The following is a 23,799-nucleotide window of genomic DNA, read 5'->3' as shown; positions in this document are numbered from 1 at the left end:
AGCGGTGCGGCGCCCTGTCTGTTGCAGTGGGTCAGCCGGCCCGGCGGAGGCTCGGGCGGACCGACTCGGCGCCCTGGTGTGCGGCGACGTTGACCCGCGCCTGCCAGCGCTTGGACCGTCCGGCCGCCCAGACCAGGGCGGAGCGGACGTCGGCGACGGGGCGCGGCCAGCGGGTGCCGACGCGGCCGTACAGCCGGGAGTAGCGCTGGGTCGCGTCCGTGACCGGACGCTGGCGCTCCTCCCAGGCGAGCAGCCCGCTGGGCACGTCGGTCTGGCCCTCCAGCATCAGGGCCAGGCCGTAGCCGTTGGTCATGGCCAGGCAGGCGGCCTGTCCGAGGTTGGGCGACATGGCGCTGGCGGCGTCGCCGACGAGGGCGACGTGCCCGTTGACCCAGCGGTGGCAGCGGACATCGGAGAACGAGGCCCAGCGGGAGATGTCCGGGATGCGGTCGAAGATGCTCCGCAGGTGCGGGAACGACTCGGTCCAGGACTCCTTGTTGAACGGCCGCTCGCGTCCGAGGAGGTCGCTGGAGGGGCAGCAGGTGTAGATGTAGACCTGCTCGGGAGTGACGGGGACGACGCCCACGCGCCGGCCGCCGTTCCAGTACTCCAGGGCGTTGTCGACGGGGTCGTGCGGCAGCCTGGGGATGAGGCTGCGCATGCAGCCGTCCTCCAGGTCGCGGACGACGAGGTTCAGACCGACCGAGTTGCGCACGGGCGAGCCGACGCCGTCCGCGCCGACGACGAGGTCGGCCTTGAGGACCTTGCCGCTCTCCAGGATCAGCTCGCCGTCGGGGTTGGCGCCCGCGACCAGCGAGTCGGTGACGACCTCGACCCCGGCCTTGGCGGCCGCGTTGGCGAGCGCCCGGTGCAGGTCGGGCCGCAGCACGGTGAACAGGCGGGTGTCGCCGCCCTTCATCCAGTCGTCCTGGAGACGGCGCCGGCGCTCGTCGTAGAGCCGCCAGCTGTCGATGCGCTCGGCGCGGTGGACGGCTTCGTCGAAGGCGCCGATCTCCTCGAGGACGCGCAGGGCGTTCTCCCACATGAAGATGCCGGCGCCGATCTCGCGCAGCTCACGGCCGCGCTCGTGCAGGCGCACGCTCCAGCCGCGCTGGGCCAGGGCGGTCGCCGTGGTCAGGCCGGCGAGGCCGCCTCCGGCGATTTCGGCGTGACGGGTGGGCGATGACATGGGGCCTCCATGCAGAAGTGACGAGTGCGGGTGTCCGGACGCGGTGTCCGGTACGGCGATGCCGTGGGAGATCACAGGGCGAGCGGTGGCGGAGAGGGCACACATTTCGCGGTGCCCGAACGGAATCAGTCATCGGGTGCCCTGTCAAGGGTTGAATTCGTTATACGCGGCGGCCCTGCGGGTTGAATCAGTCATTGACATGCGGCGGAGGGCGCGATTACGTTCTCGCTTCAACGAAAGCCCCGTCGGGCAGACCATCGAGGAGGCGTACATGAGCGCGGGCACCGCGGAACTCGTCCTGATCTCGGACAAGTTGATCCGGATGGCCGAGGGCGAGCCGATGGGCCCCGGCTTCGTCGCCGTACGGGACGGGGTCATCGTCGCCACCGGCCCCAAGGAGGACGCCGGCGCCCACACCGGCCCCGATACCCGGGTGCACGATGTCGGCGACCGTCCCGTCATGCCGGGCTTCGTCGACGTGCACGCCCATATGGAGGTCGCCGCCCGTACGCACTACCAGACCGTCGACTGCCGGGCACCGCGCTGCGGCTCCGTCGCCGACGTCCTCGCCACCCTCCGCGCACACCTCGACGAGGCGGTCGACGGCTGGCTGGTCGGCCAGGCCAACCTCTTCTTCGACCAGAAGCTCAGCGACAAGCGCCTGCCGACCCGCGCCGAGCTCGACTCGGTCAGCACGGAGGTGGCCATCGCCGTGCGTGCCGGGGGCCACATCACCGTCCTCAACAGCCGCGGCCTGGAGCTGGCCGGCATCGACCGCGACTACCGCGAGGCCGACTACAGCATCACCGGACTGCCCACGGTCCTGCGGGACGACTCCGGGGAACCCACCGGCGTCGTCAAGGAGATGGACAACCTCCTGCCGCTCCCCCGGCTCTCCGGCGACGCGCTGCGCCAGGCCCTCAAGCGCGGCGTGCGCGAACTGTTCACGGCCCACGGAGTGACCACCATCGGCGAGATCTCCGAATCGGTGGACGGACTGCGGGTCATGGACCGCCTGCACCAGGACGGCGAGCTGGGCACCCGGCTGCGCATCTATCTCTGGGCCCCCGGCACGGTCTCCCTGGACGAGGCGTGCACCCACCGCGAGTGGCTGGAGCTCAACACGCCCGAGGAGCTGCTGCGCATCCACGGCGTCAAGATGTTCGCCGACGGCGGCTACTCCGCCGCCAGCGCCGCCGTCAAGCAGCCCTACGTCAACGACGACCACGCCGGCCACCACCATTGCGGCGAAGTGGCCCTGAGCCCCGATCAGATCGGTGAGGCGCTGCGTCGTACCGCGGAGGCCGGCCTCCAGCTCGCCGTCCACGCCAACGGCGACCGCGCCCAGGAAGAGGTCTGCGAGGCCGTCGCCGCCGCGGGCGGTGCCCCCGCCGGAGTCCCCGCCCCCCGCGTCGAGCACGCCGGCAACTTCCTTCCGGACCCGGCGGCGACCGCGCTGTGGCGCAAGGCGGGCATCATCCCCGTCCCGCAGCCGGTCTTCCTCTACACCTTCGGCGACTTCTTCCCCGCCTACCTCGGCGACTACGGCCGGCTCGGCCGCTTCCCGTTCCGGCGCCTGCTGGACGAGGGCTGGCCGATCACCGGCAGCTCGGACGTCTGGATCGGCTCCGAGGAGCGCGCGACGAACCCGTTCTTCAGCATCTGGTGCACCCTGCGCCGCCAGTCGTTCCTGGGCGAGATCCTCGACGCCGACCAGGAGATCACCCTCGCCGAGGCCCTGCGCATGCACACCATCAACGCCGCCCGGACCCTCGGCGAGGGCGACAGCTACGGCTCTCTGGAGGCGGGCAAGCACGCGGACGTCATCGTCCTGGACCGCGACCCCTTCGCCTGCCCGGCGGACGAACTGCTCGACGTCCGCGTCGACGAGGTGTATCTCGCCGGGCGCCTCGTCCACGAAGCCGCACCGATACGATGACTGCCATGCGCGGCCCCTCCCACCTCGTCTCGAGCTTTCTCGACGGCTCGCTGCCGCTGCCCGACCAGGACGAGGTGGACTCCCGGCTCACCGAACTCGACCGCCGGCTCATCCGCCTCCTCCAGGCGGACGGACGTCGCTCCTTCGCCGGCATGGCCCGCGACCTGGGCGTACCGGAGAAGACGGTCCGCCGCAAGGTCAACCAGCTCCTCGACGACAACGTCATCCAGATCACGGCGGTCGCCGACCCCGGCCTCCTCGGCTTTCCGGTGATGGCCCTCGTCGGCCTCGGTTTCGACGGCGGACAGGCCGTCAAACCGCTGATGAACTCCCTCGCGGAGCTGCCCGCCGTCGACTACGCCGTCGTCACCACGGGCCGTTACGACGCGCTCGTGGAGGTGCTGTGCCGTGACACGGCGGAACTGCTGACCGTCGTCCACGACACCCTGACCCGGACACCGGGCGTCGGATCGGCCGAGGTCTTCCCCTACCTCCAGCTCCACTACCAGGAACCGGCCTGGGACGTCGCCCAGGACAAGGCGGCGCCGGAGCGGACGGAGGAAGGCGACAGCACGCAGGCCGCCTCACTCGACGCCACCGACCGGCAGATCATCGGGGAACTCAGCCTGGACGGCCGGCTCCCCTTCCAGGGCATCGCGGAGACGGTGGGCATCTCCGAGTCCCAGGTCCGCAAGCGGGTCACCCGCATGCTCGGCGACCGCGTCCTGCGCATCACCGCCATCGCCAACCCGCGCAGCCTCGGCTTCGGGATGCAGGTCTGGGTGGCCATCCGCGGCCGCCCGGGCCAAGGCATCGAGGCCCTCGCCCAGCTCCTCACCAAGATCCCGTCCATCACCTATGTCGTGGCCTGCGCCGGCCGCTTCGACATCTTCGCCGAGGCCGTCTGCCGCGACGCCCAGGCCGTCATGCGGCTGATCGACTCCGAGATCAGAACCCTGCCGGGCGTGGAACAGACCGAACTGCTCATGTGCCTGGACCTGTACTACCGGGCCGTGCGTCCCGCGGAACGGCGGACGTGAGGCGGGGTCACCGGTGAGCCGTACGCTCCGGGACCGGGATACGCCGACTTCTTCTTGAGCGCGGACGGCTTGTGGGCACCGGCCCGACCGCCGCCGCCCCTGTCGCCGAAGGCCCACGCCATGCCGGGCTCCGTCACACCGCGGAAGACCCGCCGTACGGACGGTGTGCACAGGGCCGTGACGACCAGGGCCGCGAGAAGGCCGGCGGTGATCACACCGGCGGGTCCGCGGACCCAGGCCGGCTCGTACCAGCCCCCGTACTTCGCGGCCTGTGCGACGAAACCGTGCAGCAGATAGCCGGACAGGGTGCCGGCGCCCAGTGCGGTGAACCAGGTCCGGCGCCCGGGCACCCAGGCGAGGAAGCAGCCGGCCAGGACGAGGGAGCAGCCGAAGGCGGCCAGGGTCATCAGGGTGCGCAGAACATCGCCCGCACCCTAATCACAGGGCCGTCCTGTCGTTCAACTCGTAACGGGTGCGGCTCGCTTCGGTTCATGCCCGGGTATACGTGCCGGGACGGGCGTTCGTCTCCCGGCTCAGGTCTCCTTCCACACCAGCACGGTCAGGACGGCGCTCGCCACGGTGACCGGGACGGCGGCCTGGTTCAGCAGCCGTACCCGCATGCCGCGGCCCGAGGCGAGCCGCTTGGTCACGGGCAGGACCGCGAAGGTGCCGCCGCCGGTTCCGATGATCTCGTGGATCGGGTGGTCCGTACGGTGCTGGTCGCCCTCGTACTCCGACATGCGCGCCTGGACGACCGCGCCCGCCGGCAGGCCGTCGAGGTGGAGGCCGAGGGTTCCGCTGAAGCGGGCCGGGCCGCGGGCGAAGACGCTTCCTCCGGTGGCGTGGTCGCCGGTCTCGTCGGTCCACTCCGCGGTGAACTCGACCGAGTCCCAGGCGCCGGGCGCGAGTCGGTACTGGGCGGCGACACCGAGGTTGACGTACTGGGGCATGGGGTCCTCTCCTTCCCACCGGCCCGCCGGACGGGCCAGGGCGTCGGCGACGTCACGGCGGAAGCCGGCCATGTCGAATCCGCGCGGGTCGACCTTCCAGTCGCTCCATTCCAGATGGCCGATGGCGCTCTTGTGGCCCCAGCCGTGGGCGCGGCAGATCGCGGCGGTGGCCTTGACCATCGCGAGGTACTGGGCGGGCGGCCACGGGTCCTTGCCGTCGCCCTTGTTCTCGCACTCCCAGCCGTAGAACCGGGCGTTGCCGTCGACCGCGCCGGCCGAGCCGTCGTGCTTGTGCGTCGGGGGCGGATACGTGCCGTACGACTCGCCGATGACGGCGTTGAGCACGTCGCCGTCGCCGCCGCCGGCGTGGTTGGCGCGGCCGTTGCCCGTGAGGTGGACGACGCCGTCCTTGGTGATGCAGCCGGTCGCGAGGGGGCCGGGCAGGGCGCTGTGACCGTTGAAGATCAGGCCGACGACGTCCGTGCCGGGGCCGGTGACGGTGTGGTGGATCATCACGCCGTGCACGGGGCCCCAAGGGCCTTTGTGGTTGCGGTTGTTCGTGCGCCATCCAGGAACCTCGTGGACGGCGCAGCCCTCGGCCTTGAGCGCGGCGACGAGCCGGGCGGCGGTGAGTGGGGTGGCCATGAGTCTGTCCTCCGTTCCGGCCCGTGGGTGCCGGTCTGAAGACGGTCCGATCATCTGGGGAGCGTGCCTGATCCCGGAGCTTGCCCGTACAGGCAGCGGGCCGGTGCTCGCGGCTGGTCGCCCGCCTCTGACCATGTTCTGCCCGCTCACCCCGCCGCTCACCTCGCCCTGCGCCGTGTCCGCGAATTCGGCGCGATTATGACGTTGCGGGAGCCGGGTCCGGGGTGGGTTCGGCGCGGTAGGGGTCCAGGGCGGCGGCGCGTTCGTGGTACGGGATGCGGGAGAGCCGGGACACCATCGTCCACATGTCGCGCTCCGCGGCGAGGGTCTGCGGGAGGGCGAGGCCGAGGGAGGCCGCCAGGGGTTTGCGGCCGGTGTTGACCAGGGCGCGGACGGCGGCTGCCCACTCGTCGGTCGCGGTGACCGCCGAGCGGTACCAGACCGGCACGAGCAGGGTGAGGACGACGAGGGTGCTCACCAGGACGAGGCGGTCCGGCCGGCTGCCGGCGGCCAGGGCGAGGACCGCCGCCAGGGCGACGGCGACGTGGCCGGACAGCAGGGCCACGAAGAAGTCGACGCTGGCGCGGGCGAGTTCGCTCTGGCGGCGGATCTGGTCCGGGACGCAGCCGGTGAGCTCGTTCCACAGCAGCTGGGTGTCGAGGCGGTAGCGGTCCCAGCCGTACTCCTCGAAACGGCGGATGGCGTTCCCGAGCCGGGTGGGGGCGATCTGGTCGTCGGCGATCGGGAACCGGGCGAACCGCTCGCGCAGCAGCCCGCGTTGGACGGCGGTGCGACGCCGGTCCCGCGCGGCGGCCCGGGCGAGCCGCGGGTCGGCCAGCAACCGGGCGAGTTCCTCCGCGTCCCCGGTCCCCAGCGGCCCCTGCTGGGCCGCCCGGCGCTCCAGGCGGAGCACGGTCAGCCGGTCCGCGAGGAACGCCCTGTTCCGGCGGCTGCGCCGGCATCCCGCCTCGAAGGCCCGGGCCGGCCACAGGAGGTACCCCTCCAGGAGCCGGTAGAGGGCGTTCTGGCAGGCGTTGGCGACCAGGCCGAGCAGCAGGGCCCCGGTGAGCAGGGTGAGACCGGTGCCCAGTCCGCTCACGCCGCGCAGCCGTTCGAGCGGGCCGAGACCGCGCAGGCTCGGGGCGACGGCGAGCAGGAAGACGGCCAGGTTCAGCGCGGTGGGCAGGATCCAGCCGACGAGCAGTGTCCAGGCGCCGCCCAACACGCCCTTGGCGATGTCACCCATCGGCCGGGTCGGGCCATTCGTCGTCGTCGGAACCGGTGCTGGGGCCGGGCGGGGTGTGGCCGGGCGGGGTGAGGCCGACCGGGGTTCCGGACGCGCCGGGGCGGGCGCGGCCGGCGGGCCTGGGCCTGGCCTGCTGCGCCGACTCCGCCGCGGGACGCCGGGTGCGCAGCCGGGCGTCCATCAGCTCCAGCGACCGGGCGAGAGCGACGCCCGAGGCCAGGGCGGACGGGGCCGGTCCCGCCGCTGCGAGCCGGTCCCGGAGCCGGGCGACGAGGTCGGGCGCGACGCGACCGGTCCGGGAGATCTCCTCCACGGCCACGTCGCACTCGTCCCGGAGCGCGGTGATCTCGCTGGTGATCTGCAGACGCGCGAGGTCGGACCGCACCTCCCCGAGGACGGCGAGGAGTTCACGGGTGTCCTCGTCCAGGGGCGGAACGGGGACAGGGACCCACGCGCCGCCGGTCGTGAGATGCGCGGTCGATTCACCGGTCAGGCCCAAGGACGTGTCCTCCGGCCGCTCCCCCTCCGCTGCCATCAACTCTCCTAAGATCGCCGCCTCGTTCAGCCGATCCGGTGATCCAACCGCATACCCGGAGGGCACGGCAATCGGGCGGGGCCGTCACCGGGACACGACGGAGCGCGTCCCGGCGCTGTTCCCGGGCCTCCCGCCCGGCTGACATCACTGGTCCTGCGGGGCCTCGGCCGCCCAGCTGCGGCTGCTCAGGTCCGAGTCGCGCAGGGGTGAAGCGCATACCGGGCCCGGTGCTCACTGGTTCGGGCGGCGGTACGCCTTCACGACGCTGGCGTAGCTGTTCTTGGCGTGGCCCTGGGCGATGATGCCCTCCATCAGCGCCTCGGAGTACTTGGGCAGTCCGGTGTCGACGCCGAGGGCCTCGGACTCCTCGACGAGGTGCTTGAGCGCGCCCAGGTGCGTCTCCAGGGTGGCGTCGGCGGCCGGGAACTTCTCGTCACCGGCGTCGATCTGCGCGGCGTAGTCGGCGGTGAACATCTTGATGGCGTCGAGCCACATGTGGGCCCACGGCAGGAACTCCTGCGCCTTGACGCCGCCGGTCTCCACGATGGCCACGCCGTGCAGGAAACTGTTGAGGGCGCCCCACATCAGGCCGAGCAGCGACACGTCGAACAGGGCGGGCTTGCCGTGGTCGGTGCCGAGGTAGGTGGTGCCGCCGCCGAGCAGCTTCAGCACGGGCTCGTGCGCGTCGAAGACGGCCTGGTCGCCCGCGTAGAAGAGGACGGAGGTCTCGGCGCCGATGCCGGGCGGGGTGATCATGATGGCGCCGTCGAGGTACCCGGCGCCGTTCTTCTCCGCCCACTCGGCGGTCTGCCGGGCCTGCTCGGAGGAGCCCGTGGTCAGGTTGACGACGGTCTTGCCGCGCAGGGCGTCGCCGAGCGAGCCGATGACGTCGTGCACCACGTCGTACGTCGACACGCAGACGATCACCAGGTCGCTCGCGGCGACGGCGTCGGCGGGCTTCGCCGCGAGGACCGCGCCGTCCGCGACGAGGCCGTCGGCCTTGTCCGCCGAGCGGTTCCACACGGTGGTGGCGTGACCCGCCTTCAGGAAGGCGGCGGCCAGGGCCTGCCCCATCAGGCCGAGGCCGAGCACCGACACCGAGGTGTGGTTGTCACCCATGAATCAGTTCCTCCAGTACGAAAGTGGTGTGCTGAGCGAGGCGGCACGCGGGGCGCGCGCCGGTGAAAAGGGCTGGTCCGGGGCGTCGACTCAGAGGAAGACGGCGCTGATGTGGGTGACCACCACGAACGCGTCGGCCGCCCGCAGCGAGGGCGCGAGGTCCTTGACGGCCTGGGGCCGGGGCGCCGAGGGGTCGGCGTACATCACGTCGGGCAGCCAGGCCGTGGCGAGGTCTATGACGTCCACGCCGAAGTCGGGCCGCAACCGGGCCCGCGAGGCCGGCCATTCCGCCGCGACGTGCCCGAACCGGCCTTTCCTGATGCTGCCGATGATGATCACCAGCCGCAGTCGTTCCCTCTCGGCCACCTGCCCCCGCCTTCCGCCCCGGCGCCGAACCGCGTTCCTCGGGGAACCCTGGCATTCGCTCCTTCGGATTCGCTTCGGACGACTTCGGACATGCTGCGGGGGTGCTCTTCGGCGCCGGTGGCCGAGCCCTTTTCGTCCCACGTCGCGCCGGTCGTCGGCCGGTTACGCTGAGATCATGGAATTCGGGGTGCTGGGGCCGCTGGAGGTGCGCACGGACGGGAGTCGTGTCGTGCGGGTCCCCGAAGTCAAGGTGCGCATGCTCCTCGCCGATCTGCTCGCCCACCACGGGCAGGTCGTCCCGGCGGCGCGGCTCATCGAGGACCTGTGGGGCGGCTCGACGTTCACGGCCCGGCCGACGGCGTCGCTCCAGGCCAAAGTCTCCCAGTTACGGCGGGTGTTGGAGGACGCGCAGGCGGGCGGCCGTGAACTGATCGCGCACCGGCCGCCCGGTTACGTCCTGGACGTCCCGGCCGCGGCGCTCGACGCCGGCCGGTTCCGCGAACTGGTCACCCGGGCCAGGTCCGGCGCGGACCCGGTGACACGGGCGGCGCTGTACACCGAGGCGCTGGCGCTGTGGCGCGGGCCGGCCTTCGCCGAGTTCGCCGACCAGCCGTCCCTGCGGCCGGCCGCGGCGAGCCTGGAGGAGGACCGCCTGACGGCGGTGGAGGAACAGGCCGCGGTGCGGCTGGAGTTGGGTGAGCACAGCCTGCTGGTGGGCGAGCTGACGGAGCTGGTGGAGCAGCATCCGCTGCGCGAGGGGCTGCGGGGCGCGCTGATGTGGGCGCTGTACCAGGCGGGGCGTTCCTCCGACGCACTCGACTGCTTCAACGATCTGCGGCGCCGGCTCGACGAGGAGCTGGGGCTGACCCCCGGCCCGTCCCTGGAGGCGCTGCAGCGGGCCGTCCTGCGCCACGACCCGCTCCTGGCGAGACCGGAGCCGCCGGCGCCGTCCGCCGCCGGGTCGCAGGTGAGTGCGGGACCCGGACCCGCCGGGGCGCATGCGGGTCCGGGTCCCGCCGGTTCGGCCTCGCCTCTGGTGGGCCGCGAGCAGGATCTGCGGGCGGTCCGGGCCCTGCTCTTACAGCGGCGCCTGGTGACGCTCACCGGCCCGGGCGGCGTCGGCAAGACCCGGCTCGCTCAGGCGACGGCGGAGAGTCTGGCGGGCGCGTTCGGCGGGGGCACCTGGCTCGTGGAGCTGGCGGACGCCGGGGGCCTGGAGCGGTTCGCCGGTGCGGAGGCGCTGGCCGAGCAGGTGATGGCGACGCTGGGCATCCGGGAGAACACCTCGGACGACGACGCCAGGGGCCCGGCGGACCGTCTGGCGAACGCCCTGGCCGGGCGACGTCTGCTGCTCGTGCTGGACAACTGCGAACACGTCGTGGAGGGCGTCGCGCGGCTGGCGGGCCTGCTGCTGGGCCGGGCCCCCCACCTGCACATCCTGACGACCAGCCAGGAACCCCTGCGCACGCGGGACGAGACGGTGTACCCGGTGACGCCGCTGTCGCTGCCCCCGGAGGACGGCCATCCGGACCTGGACGCACTGGCGGGTGCGGGCGCCGTACGTCTCTTCGTGGACCGGACCCGGGCGACGGACCCCGACTTCGTGCTCGACGCCACCACCGCCCCCCTGGTCGCCGACGTGTGCCGGCGTCTCGACGGCATCCCGCTCGCTCTGGAACTGGCCGCCACGCGCGTGCGGTCGCTGGGCATCCGGGAGCTGCACGACCGGCTCGACGACCGCTTCAAAGTGCTCAACAACGGTTACCGGGACGCCCCGTCGCGCCACCGGACACTGCAGGCCACGCTGGACTGGAGCTGGGGGCTGCTCGACGAGCGCGAACGGACCGTGCTGCGCAGGCTGTCGGTGTTCGGCGAGGGGTGCGGGCCGCGGGCCGCGGAGGAGGTGTGCTCCGGCGGCGGCGTGTCCCCCGCCGAGGTCCTCGACGCGCTGAGCCTGCTCGTGGAGCGCTCGCTGGCCGTCCGCACCGAGGGACCGCAGGGCCCGCGCTACCGGCTGCTGGAGTCGGTCGCGGTCTACGCGCGTGACAAGCTCGCCGAGTCCGGTGAGCACGCCGCGACCGCCGCCCGTCACCTGCGCCACTGCGTCCGCCTCGCCGAGCGGGCCCGGCCGCATCTGCACGAACGGGAGCAGTCCCGCTGGTTCCAGTACCTGGACCTGGAGGCGGCCAATGTGCAGCGCGCGCTGGCCGAGGCCGACCGGGCCGGGGCCGCGCAGGAGGCACTGCGCCTGGTCAACTCGCTGACCTGGTACTGGTACGTCCGCGGCCGGCTCGGCGAGGCCCGCAGGGCGCTGGCCACGGCCCTGGACACGGCGGGCGAGGCCGCGCCCGAGGAGCGTATGGAGGCGGAGTTCTGGTACACGGGCATCCGGCTGCTGCTCGGCGAGCACGAGCGGGAGTGCGCCGTCCTGGAGGAGGACCCGCCCGAGTCCACCGTGGAGTCGGCCAGAGCGCAGTGGTTCCTGGCGCACGCGCAGTGGACGGTGGGGGCCCTGGCCAAGGGCGAGCAGCGGGTCGAGCGCGTCCTGGTCCGCTTCCGTACCCTGCGCGACGCGTGGGGCACCGCCGCCGCGCTGACCACCCGCGCGTGCTTCGCCCTGGCCCGCGGTGACCTGGAGTCGCTGCGCGGCAACGCCGAGGAGGCCCGCGCCCACTTCGCGGAACTGGGCGATCTATGGGGCCGGTTGAAGACGACGGACGTGCTCGGCAGGCTCGCCGAGATCAACGGCGACTACGACCTCGCGGCCCAGCTGCACCGGGAGAGCCTGCGGATCGCCCAGGCCCTGGAGGCCTGGCCCGAGATGTCTACGAAACTGTCGGGTCTCGGCAGGATCGCCCTGCTCACCCAGCGCTACGACGAGGCCGACGACCTGCACACCCGCGCCCTGCGGATCGCGGTCGGGCAGGGCAACCAGCCGGCCGAGCAGTTCGCCGCGCTGGGCCTGGCGCTGAGCGCCCGCCGCCAGGGCAGCCTCGACACCGCCGAGGAGTGGCTGCGTCCCTGGCTCGCCTGGAACCGCCGCCGCGGTGACGGCCCCGGCCTCGCGCTGGTCCTGGCCGAACTGGGCTTCATCGCCGAACAGCGCGGCGACGCCGACCGGGCCCTGGCCCACCACCGGGACGGCCTCGCCGCCGCCGCGACGACCAAGGACCCCCGCTCGGTCGCCCTGGCCCTCGAAGGCCTGGCCGGTGCCTACTCCCTGGCAGGCGCCCCGCACCGCGCGACCCGCCTCCTCGGCACGGCGGCGGCGACCCGGGAACGCGCGGGCGCCCCGCACCCCCCGGCGGAACGGGGCGACGTGGAACGCATCACGGCCCGCCTGCGCACGACGATGGGCGAGGCGACGTACACGCACGAGTTCACCGCCGGCACCCGCCGCACGCACGAGACGGAAGCCCTGGCGGAGACCCACTCTCAGGCACCGTGAGGCCACGAACGGCCGGGCCGCCCCGTACTCGGCGGATGAAAAGGTGCCAACTGATCCACTGAGGGCTCCCGTTCCCCTCCAGTCACGGAGCGCCCTGCGCGTCACCTGGCGCCTGTCGCCTCGCCGACGCCGCACTGGACGGCGCACTGAGCCAGGCCCGACGGCCAAGCTCGTGGATGCGCCCCCGTCCCCCGCCCCTTGCCAGGCGTGGAGCACGGCGGCCCCGCGACCCCGCTGGGGATCGCCCGGACATGGCCGTCGATGACGGACGCGCTGCCCTGGCACGACGAGCCCGTCGACGCGGGAGCACCGACCCACCGCGAGTGACGGGCGGGCGGCACGGCGGTCGCGGGTCCGGGCCGCTACCGAGGAGTGCCAGGCGCCTCGTCGTGGCGGGGCGCGACACGGAAGTCGAACGCCAGCGTCCCGGGATCCAGGGCGGTCGCCCCGCCGTCGACGGTGAGCACGGCTCCGTTCACATAGGACGCCGCCGGGGACAGCAGCCAGCCGATGGTCTCCGCGATCTCACGAGGCTCACCCGGACGCCCCAGGGGAAGAAGTCCGGTCACCTCCTCATAAGCGCCGTCCACGCCCTCACCCCGCAGATCCGCCTCGGCCGCGAAGCGCGCCATGCGGCGGTCGGCCATCTCGCTTCTCACCCAGCTCGGGCACACGATGTTGGCCCGCACCCCCTGACGCCCGTAGTCGACGGCGACGGAACGGGAGAGTTGAAGCAGGGCCGCCTTGGACGTGGCGTACGGGGCGTTGCTCGCGCCGTTGCGCAAGGCGGACACCGAAGCGACGGCGACCACCGCCCCTCTCGCCTCCAGCAGGTGCGGGATCGCAGCGCGCAGAAGCAGCAGCGGACCGGTGACGTTGGTGCGCATCACCTCGTCCCAGTCCTCCAACGACAGGTCGCCCACGGTCCCACCGCGCCCGATGCCCGCGTTGAGCACGAGTCCGTCGAGCCGTCCGTACGCGTCCAGGGCCGCCTGGACAAGACCGTCGGCAGCCTCCGGGTCCCTCACATCGGAGGGGTGCGCAAGCACCCCGATCTCCCGTTCGAGACGTCGCAACGGCTCGCTCCGCCGGCCCGAGACGACCACATGGTGACCTCCTTCGCGCAACAGCCGAGCGGTGGCCTCCCCGATGCCCGAGCCTCCACCGGTCACGACAACAACTCGTCCGTCAGTCACAGCTGTTCCGGCTCCTCCGAGATCACACGACGCATCCGACCCTAGGACCCGGTGATCCCGTGCTGAGCACTTTGAGACACCGGCCGACCAGATCAGCGTCAACAGGACCGATCTCGATGGCGCAGGCCCGAGTCGCTTCGCACCCGCACCCGACTACGCGAACGGTCCGGCTCGTCGGCCAAACCGCCGTGCTCCGAGACGGCCAGCCCCCGCGAGTAGGCGATGCCCGCTGTCCAAGGGAACTGCGCGACTTAGGGCGACTCTGGGAACAGACGCTCGTACCGGACGCCGTCCCAGCCGCGCTCGGTGCGGGCGGATGACCTGGGGACGATGAGAGCAGGGCGATGTTGCGTCCAGGGCCCTCGTTTCTGGGTCTTGAGCTGGCCGGGCGCCAGCCGGCCAGGTGCTTCATGCCCGCAGTTGTAAAGAAGAGGGAAGGACAGGAAATCCAGGCGCTCCTGGGTCGGCAGGTCGAGGCTTCGAACACCACGCCAACGGCGGCTCTGGAGGTCGCGGGCACCCAGGCCGTCACCGGATCGATGCCGCTCTGCAAGGCTCACCGGGACCATCACCACCGGCCGTAACGGCTCCGACCGTCCTCTCCTTGTCACAGAACGGTGTCAACGCGGATCCGGGGACACCCGTGAAGTGGAGGCACCCCGGAAAAGCCTCGATACTCCGTGAGTAACGCATGACTTGCCAGGTATCACGGGGGTGTAAGACGGTGCAGAGCAGCGGGTCGTTCGAGACGTCCGTGGCCGGGACCTCCCAGGAGACAGCCCGTCAGCTTGTCCGTTTCATCGCGAGCCACCGTGAGCGGGAGACGCCCTGGCCTGTCGAGCATCTCCGGGCGACGGCTCCGTTCGTGGTGCTGATGCAGCGCCGGATCGCCATCCTTTCGTCAGCCGCCGCCGAACGGCCGGAAAGGATCGTCGACGGAGGTCCGGGTGCGGAGCTCGGGTCGTGGCTGTCGGAAGCGGCACTCGAGTCCGGCGACCTGGCGCTGGCACAGCTTCTGGACTGGTCGTCGAAAGCGTGGGAGGGGCGCGGCCGTACTGATCTGTTCCGTACGGTCCAGGCTCTCCCGGCGCCTTTGACACACCAGTTAGCGGAGACGGTTGACGGCACGTCGTCCGGGACCCTGCTGAACTCCCTCGGTTCCGGCCTGCTGAGGAAGCAGGCCGAGAAGCTGCGCGATCTCACCCAGAGTTTGGCGGGGACCGACCGCGCCGTCACCCAAGGCCTGTTCGTCCAGCCAGTTGCCAACTTGCTCAGCGACGTGGCCGACGGTCGGCTTAACGACTACGGGCTGTTGTCCCACAGCCCGGAGGATTTGGTCGCCGGGGTCGTACGTTTCCAGCAGGACCAGCAGTCCTTCCGCCACCGGCAGTTGGTGAAGGCCACGACCGAGGTGGTCGCGCAGGTTGAGCGGTTGCTCGAACTAGCGGACGCCTTTCCCTGGGAAGCGCCGCGGATTCCCCGCCCGGAGGATCTGTTCAGAACCGGCCTCGACGCGACGCTCGCGTCCGTGCTCACGGCAGCGCTGGACCAGTCCGAAATCGACTCGCCGCGTACGGACGACGGAGCTTCCCTCCTGCCGTTTCTGGCGCAGCGGGTCCTCGAGGAGGCCGATCCGCTCGCCCGCCCCCGGGTCGCCCTGGTGGTCCGGCATTCCGGCATCCCTCGTCATGTGTTGAACGAGGCGTTGGCGCCTCTGGAAGGACTCCGGGAACAGGCGCGGGCTCTGGCGTCACCCGGCGAAGGACCGGGTTCCGAGGATCTGCTCCCCCTGCGCTCTCTCGTCATGGAGGCACTGGCACGCGGGGATCTGGAGGACGCCGAGCAGGGGATCGACATGCTCGCCGAGGCCCGGGAGGAGATGGATCTCGCCCGCCGACTCGAGACATGCCGTGAAACGCTGAGCGATCAGACCGAAGAAGACCTTGATCTGCGAACCGCCGAAAGATACCTCAAAGACAGGGACTTGCGTGCGGCCGCGCGCTATCTGAACGCCGTTGAGCAGCGCCTCGGCCGGTCGGCGCCCCGGGAGAGGGGGCCGGCCGCGGGCCAGGCCGGCGGACCTGCCGGAACACCGCCGCCACCCCTTGAGGATTCTGTTCCGTCGGGGACGACGTCCGCGTACCACGAAACCGTTGCGGGAAGCACTCTCGACACCCGTCTGCGGGCCTCCGACACGGTCGTCGACGATCCGAGCGAGGCCCTGAGGACGCGGATCCTGGCCAGCAGGCGGTTCGACGCCACCCCGGCGATAGTGGCCGAGGCTCAGCAGGCCCTGCACCAACTCGCGCAGTCCGGCGACGACGAGGCGGTGCACCGCACTGCTCGGCAGCTGCTGCAGGTCGACCCCCGGGCAGCCGCCGAACTGCTGGAACGCTCCGAGCTGCGGTTCGCGGCCGCGCTGCGCCCGATGACCTGGCATCTGCTGGAACAGGCGCTCCAGTCCTGCGGCGAGTACACCCGGGCCGAGAAGGTGTTCCACCTCGGCCATCCGCCTCTGCCGCCCGAGCACCTGTCCTTGTACGCCGCCAAGGCCGGGATCCTCCCTCTGGAACCACGACTGGGCAAGGTACCCCGTTCATTCGCCGAAAGACCCGCCATGGCGGAACTGATCGACGCCGTCGCCCTTCACGATGCGCCGCGGGCGGCCCGTGCCTACGCCGAGGCCCGGGCGGCGGGATTCACGTCGGCCCTGGGGCCGGCCGTGGGATGGCATGTGCTGGCCGGACGCTCGACTGAAGGACTTGACGTCTACCGCCGTTACGGGCGCCGCCAGTACCTCAACGCGTCCGCGGCCTGGAACATCGCCTGCGCGTACGCGGCGGTCGGTCTAGTGGGCCACGCCGTGGAGTCCCTCAAGGTCATGTACCGGATCCTGCCCGGGAAAATGTCGCGCGAGCAGCTGGACTCCGTGACCTCGTTCTGTGCCCAGCACGGCGTCCAGTCGCCGTTGGCGGCTGCCGCTCCGCAGCCGACCGTCCAGCACTCGGCCGGCGGCAGCCAGACCAGCGAGTCGCTGGCCAAGCATCTGTACGAGTCGGGGCGGACGGAGGACGCGGCCCGTCTGCTGGAACAGGTGCTCGGCGAGAACGCTTCGTCGCCAGGGGCCTTTCTCATGCTGCGCATCTGCCGGGAGTCGGGTGACCTGGCGCGCGCGCGGGCGGTGATCACCCGGATCGGCGAGACGCCGGGCGCGCTCGTCTGGCGGCATTACGTCGAGCTGGCCCGTACGGCGCTCGATCCGCGGTGCCTCGACACCGTCGTCGCACGAAATGTGCTGAACCAGGCGCGTGCCCTGGGAGCGCCGGACACATGGACCGGCCCTCTGGAGCAGCGCCTCCGCGCGATGACCGACTCGGGTAGTTCGTCGCCCGCTGCTGGGTCAGGGGTCGTGACAACGGGGACCGGTGACCCGAAAACCGCTCATGGGGAAACCCTCGTCTTCCGGACCCTGGAGGACAGGCTCCGCGCCGGCGGTCTGCTCGACGCACTGTGGGAGGCCCGTGCCACGTCCGGACAGGGAGGTATCACGATCTCCGACATCGTGTCGGGGCTCCGCAACACTCAGACACCGATTCCGAACGGACTGCCCTTTGCGGTTCTCCTCGAGGACGTGGAGGGGACAGGCGACGACTATCTGGTACGTGAGGTCTCCTACTGGCTGCTTGACGGCGGCAGGGCGGGGGAAGCGGCCGAACTCCTGCAGAGGTGCGTGTCATGGACGCCACCGGAAAAGCTTCCCCGGATGCTGCTGCTCCGTGACCGGGCGGCGCGTGAAGCCGGGATGCCGAACGAGCTGCTGCCCAAGAGGCCACCGCGCATGCGCGAAGCGGGAGCGCGACAGCCGGCCGCCCGGCGAGAACTGAAGCCCAGGACCGCGACCATCAGCGGCCCGGTGGCCACCGAGCCCGGTATTCGTCTGGCCCAGCAGCCACCGCCCGGATCAACCCTCGACTACATCGCCGACGCGTGGGCGGCTGCAGTCCGTGATCATCCGGTCGCCCTCGCGAACGCGCTGGGCTACCTGGTCCTGGCCGGACGCCCGGAAGACGCTTTGCACCTGCACGACCAGTGGGCCGACACCCTGTGGCTCACGGCGGGAGCGGCCTGGAACCTGGGATGCGCCTATGCGGCCACAGGCCAGCTCCACGCCGCTGCCACGACCTTCGAATACTGTCTGCGCGTGCTGCCCCGTCAGCCGTCGCCGGACCAGCAGGCCGCCCTCGACGACTTCTTCACGGAGATCGGCCGTAAGGTACCCGAGCAGACGGGACTGGTTTCTGTCCGACGGCGCACCATCGCGCAGCCGGACGATGCGCGGGGCAGCGCCTCCTCACGTCCGGCCTCGTCGTCCCCTTCCGTCCAGCACCGGTCTCTCGCCGAGGCGGAGGTCGAGGCGGCCCGTCTGATCGCGCAATGCCGCAGCGCCCCCAGTGTCAGCGCCTTCCGCAACGCGGCCGACGCGGTGCGGAAGGCGATGCGCCTGGGTGACGTCCAGGAGGCCGGGCGTTATGTGCCGATCATGCGGGAACTGTTCTCCCTCACGCCGGACGCCGCCACGGCAGCCGGCCTGGCGATGGTCCTGGAGGCGGCGCAGCGTCCGGGCCCCGCCTGGGAACTCTTGACGGAATGGATCGAGAGGACCCAGGCGAACTTCGAGCTGCTCGCCCCGGCGGTCCGCGTGGCGAGGGTGCTCGGGCGTGCACAGGAGCTGCGTGCCCTCTTGGAGCCCTACCACTCCAACGACGCTCACTTCGAGTTCCATCTCTCCCTGGCGAAGCTCTCCCAGCAGTTGGGAGCCCGGGAGGACCTGGGCCGCTATGCCGAACTGGCCCTGATGAGCAACCCGACCTGTGCCGAGGCCGCGATCCTGCGCAAAGCAGCCGGTCCTCTCCCTTCACCGGGCCGGGCCGCTGACCGGGTAGTGCGGGACATCGTCGACCAGGGTCTGGACCGGCGGCAGACCGTGCGCAGGCTGAAGAAGGAGTACAAATCCACCCTGGACGACCTCCGGGTACGGGCGCTGGCACGGTTCCAGCCCCCGACGAGCCCGACGGCCCTGAGGAACCAGCTTCCCGGCTGGGCGAAGGAGGAAGCGCAGGATCTGCTGGAAGCGGCCGCGAACGAGGAATGGGAGCTCGCCTCGGATCACGCCCTGGAGCTCGTCGCCAGGAAGCCCCGCTACGCACGCGTCTCAACGGTGGCCGCGGTCTGCCTGATCAACGCGGAGCGGGACGAGGAGGCCCGTACGGTCGCGTCGCTGATCGGTTCCCGTCAGGACCGACAGGAAGTCCTCGTGTACCTCGCCTGCGCCCGTCGTGAATACGCCGAGGCGGTGAGGCTGCTCTCCGTCTCACCTGTCTGGTACTCCGACCAGGACCAGCTGCTGGCCCATGCCGGACTGCTCACCGACCGCGAGATGGCTGACATGCCCGTCGCCGCGGTGGAACTGCTCCTGCTGCACGCACGGCTGGACCCCCGGCGCAGTTCCACACCGGCCGCGCTGGCGGCCGTCCTCGCGGACGAGGCGGGGGAAAGGTCCCTGGTGGCCCAGGCGCTGGACCTACTGCGCCAGCCGACCCCACCACCCGGTGACGTCCTGGTCGACACCGCGCTCGCGGCCGGCACACCCGAGGCCCTGAACAGCGGCGTCCAGCCTTTGACCGAGGCGCAGTTGCAGCGTGTGTACGAGTTCCTCGAGGACGATCCCGTCCGCCTGCACAGGTTCCTGAGCGGCAAGGTGCGGCGCTCGCAGGGCAGAGCGGCACAGAAGGAAGTAACGACGCGGGCCTTGCTGCTCGGGACGGCCTGTGCCCGCCGAGGACAGTACCGGACCGCAGTCGCCGCCTTCGAGCGAGCGCTGAAGAGCGGAGCGCCTCACCACACGGTCTGCTCCCGGCTGGCCGGCGCCTTCGAAGAGGCGGGGCTGCCGGACCCGCACGCCTACGCCGACCAGATTCTGGCCGGGCGGGTCGCCGAAGCGGCGGCAGAGCCGTCCGAGAAGCTCGCGTCTCTGGTGTCCGCGACGAAGGAGCTGCTGAGGAGTCCGAAGCTCGGAGACCACCTCAAGGAAGTCGGCGACGCGCTGGCCGAGTGCGCGGTAGGCGGCCTCGACGCGGCGGTGAGCCGAAGCCTCGCCAGGTGCTGGCAGCAGCAGTGGCAGCAGTTCCAGGCTCGGCCGACGAGCAGAGCGTCGGCGGAGACGCTCGAAGACCACACAGTCGAGACCGAGAGCCGGATTCGCACGGGAGAGGCGCTGATCCCGGATCTCTCCGAGCCGCTCGGCGTCCACGCCAAGGCCACGCAGGACGCGCTGCGCGCGGTGTGGGACGACTACGGCCGCGATCAACTGCTGTCGGGTGCGACGTCGTCCGAAGGCTCCGTCACCCTGCGGCGATCTACCGCGACACGGCTCAGCAACGGGCCGGTCGAGCTCCAACTCGTCGTGCGCGCAGGCCGGGATCTGCGTGACACCAAGGTCACGGTGCTCGGCCACGAGAGGTCTCTGGGGGAGCTGAAGGCGTCGAACACCGTCGGGTGTTTCCTCGCGGTCCCCGCCTCCGACCGCGAACTCACCGTCGAGCTCTCCGGGACGCCGGCCAACGGGGACGAGACGGAAACGGCACTGTTCACCGTGCAGGTGAAGCAGCTCGTGCGTCAGGAAGCAGTCGTGTCCAAGTTCCGGCCGGGCGAACCGGCAGTGCCGGGCATGTTCGTCGGACGCACGAGCGAGCTTGAACGTCTGCGCACCGTGTACGCGGATGCTCACCGGCACTCGGTGCCGTCACTCGTCATGATGGGCTCTCGGCGAGCCGGCAAGACATCGATCATCCATGAACTGATGCGCATGCACAGCGGGGCAGGCGGCGAGCTGCTGACGCCGGCGGAATGGCGCATTCCCCGTGCCCTCACCGTTCTGGTCGACGGACAGGAGACGAATCCGGGGTCGGCCCCGATGCTTCAGCAGATCGCCAACTCGGTCTTGGACCGGATCGAGGACGTGTACGGCCGCGACCTCAGCGGCGTGGAGCTTCCCGGGGACAACAGTGTGAACTTCCGCCGCTGGTGGCGGCGCCTGCGCCGCGAGGTGTGGCCGAACGAGGAGATCGCTCTGCTGATCGTCGTCGACGAGTTCCAGGAACTGCTGAACCGCTATCCGAACGCTCAGGCCAAGGCGAACGACATGGGCGTTCTGCGCGCGCTGAAACTCGACGGAACTCTGGCTCTGCTCTTCAGCGGCTCCTGCACCACCGAACAGTTGCGCCAGTCCCTCGAAGGCACGCTGTCGCAGCAGGACTTCTCCCAGCCCATGCGCATCGGTCCATTGGACCGTCAGGCGACCCTGCAGATCGTTCACCAGGGCTTCGACAACACCGTCCAAGTGCTCGCCTCTGCTGCCGAGCTCGTCTATGACAAGACACGGGGGCATCCTCAGCACGTCCACATGATGGGCAAGAGGCTCGCCGAGCTGCTTGAGCAGCTGAATCGTACGGTCATCGACCAACAGCTCGTGGACGAGGCCGGCGAGTGGGTCAGGAGGCAGCGTCAAGCCGTGCTGGACATCGCGGACCCCTACGCGAGCGGCGCCCGGATCCCGGACCTGTTCTTCAAGATCGACAGCGAACTGGACACCGATCCGGACGAACTGCAGGTGCGCCGTGCTCTCACCGAGGAGGAACGGCGGCAGTTGGACGACTACCTGGACTACGGATTGCTGGTCCTCGAGGGCAACTGCCTTTCCTGGGCGAATGGAATCGTGCAGGGATGGCTCAAGGAGCAGAGCGGCCCTCCGGAGGAAGACCCGGACGGGATGCACCCGCATGAGCGAGAGCTGCGCACTGCCGGCTACCAGGTGCAGGATCGCATCTCTCCGTCCGACAAGCGGTCCTGCGTGGTCGTGCACCGGGACGATCCGTCGACCAAGTACATCGCCAAGTACTACCCCGAAGCGGATCGCAACGTGCTTCGCGAGATCACGAGGGTGCTCGGTGGCGACGCATACGAACAGATGCAGGGAGTTCCTCCACGCTGGGAAGTCCGGGGAAGCTGGCTCGTCTACGAGCGGGTCAACGGATTCTCACTGGGCGATCACCTTGTATCGACCCCGTCCATCGATCCGGTGAAAGCCGCCCGTTGGGTGCTGATGGCATGCTGGACACTCCAGAATGTGTGGGAGAACCAGCGCATGTCGCACGGGGACATCCGCCCCGCCAACCTGATCCTGTCCGGCGACGCGCAGAACGACAATCGAGAGGTGTTCGTGGTCGGCTGGGGGTACGGGTGCGTGAGTGCGGGACCCGAGCCCCGCCCGCTGCTGACCCCGCAAGGTTCGCGCTACTACCGATCGGCGATGGGCGACGGCGACATCCGAGGGCCCGAGCACGACGCCCGTGCGCTGGTGGCCGTACTGTACGAACTGGTCCATCCCGAACACCAGTTGCCGCTGAAGCCGGACAATTCTGTGGACGCGGAGGCGCTGGTCCGCGACGACCTACCGGGGGTTCCGCCGGCCATGCAGTGGCTGTTGAAGGATGCCCTGCACCCGCATTCAGCCCGTCGGTACCGATCCCCGTCAGATCTCGCAGAAGCACTGATCAACGCGCTTCCGGCCGAACTCGGTCCGCGGGAGGCGCCTCCAGGCCCGAGCGAGGTTCATCTGAACGAACACGCCTACAAGGCAATGCCGGTCTTTCCCTCACCATCCCCGCCACCGGTCATCAACTACGTCACCGCCTCAGCCCGTTCCATCCAGGAGGACTCCATGACTGACAGCAGCATCAAGATCGAGCGTTCCACCCTGCAAGGAAATGCGATCGGCCACAAGAGCAAGGCCAAAGTCACCAATACGTCGTCCGTCGGTCCGGACGCGACCGCTGAGAAGCAGGACCTGGGCAAGCTGGTCGCCGAACTCCGGGCGGAGATCGAGCGGATCCATGACCAGATGGACGGCGGCGACGCAAACGATGTGGTGACTACGCTCGAGCGGCTTGAGGGCGAGGTGCAGAACGAGCAGCCGAACCCCGGCAGGGTCGCCCGTCTCGCCGGCTTCCTGCGCGACACGCTTGAGACGGTCGCTGGAGCCGCTACGGCATTCACGGCTGCCACACAGATTGTCGAAGCTGTCAGCGGTTGACGCTTTCCCGGCCGCAGGCGGCTGGTCAACAGCCGCCGCAGTTCGGTGCGCCGCGTGCCGTCGGCCAAGACAACGGTCAGCCACGCTTCCCCACCCGCTGCCGCCCGCCCTGGCACGGCAGCGGCGCGGGAGGACCGCGGTGTGGCAGGAGTCGTCGGGCAGCGGACGGCGCACCGTCGGGTGCCGCTTGCGGCTGGAGCGCATCACGAATCGGGTCGGAGAGCCGGAGGATCTTGACCATCAGGCGGGTACCGATGTTGCCCGGCCCGATGACGGCGACCTTCGTACTCATGCGACGGCTCCTTCCGTGGCGGCGGAGGCGAACGCGGTGGTGACCGTGCCGAGCCCTCCGATGTGCGCGGTGAACTCGTCGCCCTCGGCATATCACCAACGGGAGAGCATCAGACCCCCCCCCTGGAAGTGCATTCAGCGGGACCGTTTGAGTGCGTGCCCCGTCCGCCTCCGGTGAGCTGCCAGACGCCGACGCAGCCAGTCACCGATCTCCCCGATGCCGACCAGGAACGCTGAGGAAGCGGCGCATGCCATGAGGGAAGAGGTCTGGCCGAAGGCCTGGCCAAGGAGCCACAGAGCCAGGGCCAGCAGCAACCACCAGACGGTCAGGGACCAGGCATGCCGCACCAAGCGGGTACGGCCGATCATCGGGTGGCCCTGGTCCTCTGGGTGGCGACCATCACCACGATGCAACCCGCGAGTGTCACCATCATCGCCAGGCCCGTGGCGGCCAGAGTAGCCACGGGCGAGGCGCCGGCCAGGCGGGGAATGGCATTGAGCTGAGCAGCGGCGTAGAAGGCGAGAACCGCCAGGCCGCGCGGGCGCATCGGGTCCAGGCGAGGACGCAGCCGCCGTGGTACGCGGCCGGTCAGCAGCGCGACGCCGGCGGGCAACAGGGTGACGGAAAAGACGGCAAGGCCGATCCACTGCCAAAGCATCAGTACCTGGGCTCCTGTCGGAGAG

Annotated in this window: 13 protein-coding genes and 1 pseudogene; 4 read left to right on the top strand and 10 right to left on the bottom strand. The window is 70.7% G+C overall.

What is annotated here, in order from left to right:
* Positions 1-31 precede the first annotated feature (31 nt).
* Positions 32-1,189 (bottom strand): FAD-dependent oxidoreductase, encoded by a 1,158-nt coding sequence (locus IGS69_RS26720; RefSeq protein WP_190903024.1) that lies wholly within the window; start codon positions 1,187-1,189, stop codon positions 32-34.
* A 271-nt stretch (positions 1,190-1,460) separates the two neighbouring features.
* Between IGS69_RS26720 and IGS69_RS26715 the strand changes: the two genes are divergently transcribed.
* Complete coding sequence (locus tag IGS69_RS26715) at positions 1,461-3,128, top strand: amidohydrolase (protein WP_190903023.1); 1,668 nt, start codon at positions 1,461-1,463, stop codon at positions 3,126-3,128.
* Between the two features lie 5 nt (positions 3,129-3,133).
* Positions 3,134-4,168, top strand: coding sequence for an Lrp/AsnC family transcriptional regulator (locus IGS69_RS26710; protein ID WP_190903022.1), 1,035 nt, complete (start codon positions 3,134-3,136; stop codon positions 4,166-4,168).
* A gap of 104 nt (positions 4,169-4,272) precedes the next feature.
* Here IGS69_RS26710 and IGS69_RS26705 read toward each other — a convergent pair.
* From IGS69_RS26705 to IGS69_RS26680, 6 genes and pseudogenes are all read right to left on the bottom strand, one after another.
* A pseudogene (locus tag IGS69_RS26705) lies at positions 4,273-4,578 on the bottom strand (acyltransferase family protein); the annotation flags it as partial.
* Positions 4,579-4,701: 123 nt separating this feature from the next.
* Positions 4,702-5,763 carry a peptidoglycan recognition protein family protein gene (locus IGS69_RS26700; RefSeq protein ID WP_190903021.1) on the bottom strand — a complete coding sequence of 354 codons (1,062 nt, stop codon included), beginning with the start codon at positions 5,761-5,763 and terminating at the stop codon, positions 4,702-4,704.
* 196 nt (positions 5,764-5,959) lie between these two features.
* Complete coding sequence (locus tag IGS69_RS26695) at positions 5,960-7,009, bottom strand: hypothetical protein (RefSeq protein WP_190903020.1); 1,050 nt, start codon at positions 7,007-7,009, stop codon at positions 5,960-5,962.
* Positions 7,002-7,544, bottom strand: a complete 543-nt coding sequence (locus tag IGS69_RS26690) for a hypothetical protein (protein ID WP_190903019.1) — start codon at positions 7,542-7,544, stop codon at positions 7,002-7,004. Before IGS69_RS26690 ends, IGS69_RS26695 begins: the two co-directional genes overlap by 8 nt.
* A 231-nt stretch (positions 7,545-7,775) precedes the next feature.
* Entirely contained in the window at positions 7,776-8,663 is an 888-nt protein-coding gene (locus IGS69_RS26685) for an NAD(P)-dependent oxidoreductase (RefSeq protein ID WP_190903018.1), read from the bottom strand.
* Positions 8,664-8,753: 90 nt separating this feature from the next.
* The gene (locus tag IGS69_RS26680) at positions 8,754-9,029 is read right to left on the bottom strand and encodes an NADPH-dependent FMN reductase (RefSeq protein WP_332836567.1); all 276 of its coding nucleotides are present in this window, start codon (positions 9,027-9,029) and stop codon (positions 8,754-8,756) included.
* 175 nt (positions 9,030-9,204) lie between these two features.
* Between IGS69_RS26680 and IGS69_RS26675 the strand changes: the two genes are divergently transcribed.
* The gene (locus IGS69_RS26675) at positions 9,205-12,477 is read left to right on the top strand and encodes an AfsR/SARP family transcriptional regulator (RefSeq protein ID WP_190903017.1); all 3,273 of its coding nucleotides are present in this window, start codon (positions 9,205-9,207) and stop codon (positions 12,475-12,477) included.
* Between the two features lie 362 nt (positions 12,478-12,839).
* Here IGS69_RS26675 and IGS69_RS26670 read toward each other — a convergent pair whose 3' ends face one another.
* Positions 12,840-13,673: an SDR family NAD(P)-dependent oxidoreductase gene (locus IGS69_RS26670; protein WP_190903016.1), complete on the bottom strand. Its 834-nt coding sequence runs from the start codon at positions 13,671-13,673 to the stop codon at positions 12,840-12,842.
* Between the two features lie 865 nt (positions 13,674-14,538).
* Between IGS69_RS26670 and IGS69_RS26665 the strand changes: the two genes are divergently transcribed.
* Complete coding sequence (locus IGS69_RS26665; RefSeq protein WP_190903015.1) at positions 14,539-22,824, top strand: AAA family ATPase; 8,286 nt, start codon at positions 14,539-14,541, stop codon at positions 22,822-22,824.
* Between the two features lie 76 nt (positions 22,825-22,900).
* On the opposite strand, the gene IGS69_RS26660 is transcribed toward IGS69_RS26665, so the two are convergent.
* Complete coding sequence (locus IGS69_RS26660) at positions 22,901-23,116, bottom strand: hypothetical protein (RefSeq protein ID WP_190904783.1); 216 nt, start codon at positions 23,114-23,116, stop codon at positions 22,901-22,903.
* Positions 23,117-23,480: 364 nt separating this feature from the next.
* Positions 23,481-23,774: a hypothetical protein gene (locus tag IGS69_RS26655; protein WP_190903014.1), complete on the bottom strand. Its 294-nt coding sequence runs from the start codon at positions 23,772-23,774 to the stop codon at positions 23,481-23,483.
* Positions 23,775-23,799: the final 25 nt, after the last annotated feature.

This window comes from Streptomyces tuirus, from assembly GCF_014701095.1.
Lineage (GTDB): Bacteria > Actinomycetota > Actinomycetes > Streptomycetales > Streptomycetaceae > Streptomyces > Streptomyces tuirus.
The sequence above is the reverse complement of the archived record's forward strand: the minus strand, read 5'-3'. Positions and strand labels throughout refer to the sequence as shown.

Bases quoted from the DNA above. Each gene is read 5' to 3' on its own strand.
- IGS69_RS26720 (WP_190903024.1), bottom strand. From the start codon at position 1,189: ATGTCATCGCCCACCCGTCACGCCGAAATCGCCGGAGGCGGCCTCGCC.
- IGS69_RS26715 (WP_190903023.1), top strand. From the start codon at position 1,461: ATGAGCGCGGGCACCGCGGAACTCGTCCTGATCTCGGACAAGTTGATC.
- IGS69_RS26710 (WP_190903022.1), top strand. From the start codon at position 3,134: ATGCGCGGCCCCTCCCACCTCGTCTCGAGCTTTCTCGACGGCTCGCTG.
- IGS69_RS26700 (WP_190903021.1), bottom strand. From the start codon at position 5,763: ATGGCCACCCCACTCACCGCCGCCCGGCTCGTCGCCGCGCTCAAGGCC.
- IGS69_RS26695 (WP_190903020.1), bottom strand. From the start codon at position 7,009: ATGGGTGACATCGCCAAGGGCGTGTTGGGCGGCGCCTGGACACTGCTC.
- IGS69_RS26690 (WP_190903019.1), bottom strand. From the start codon at position 7,544: ATGGCAGCGGAGGGGGAGCGGCCGGAGGACACGTCCTTGGGCCTGACC.
- IGS69_RS26685 (WP_190903018.1), bottom strand. From the start codon at position 8,663: ATGGGTGACAACCACACCTCGGTGTCGGTGCTCGGCCTCGGCCTGATG.
- IGS69_RS26675 (WP_190903017.1), top strand. From the start codon at position 9,205: ATGGAATTCGGGGTGCTGGGGCCGCTGGAGGTGCGCACGGACGGGAGT.
- IGS69_RS26660 (WP_190904783.1), bottom strand. From the start codon at position 23,116: ATGAGTACGAAGGTCGCCGTCATCGGGCCGGGCAACATCGGTACCCGC.
- IGS69_RS26655 (WP_190903014.1), bottom strand. From the start codon at position 23,774: ATGCTTTGGCAGTGGATCGGCCTTGCCGTCTTTTCCGTCACCCTGTTG.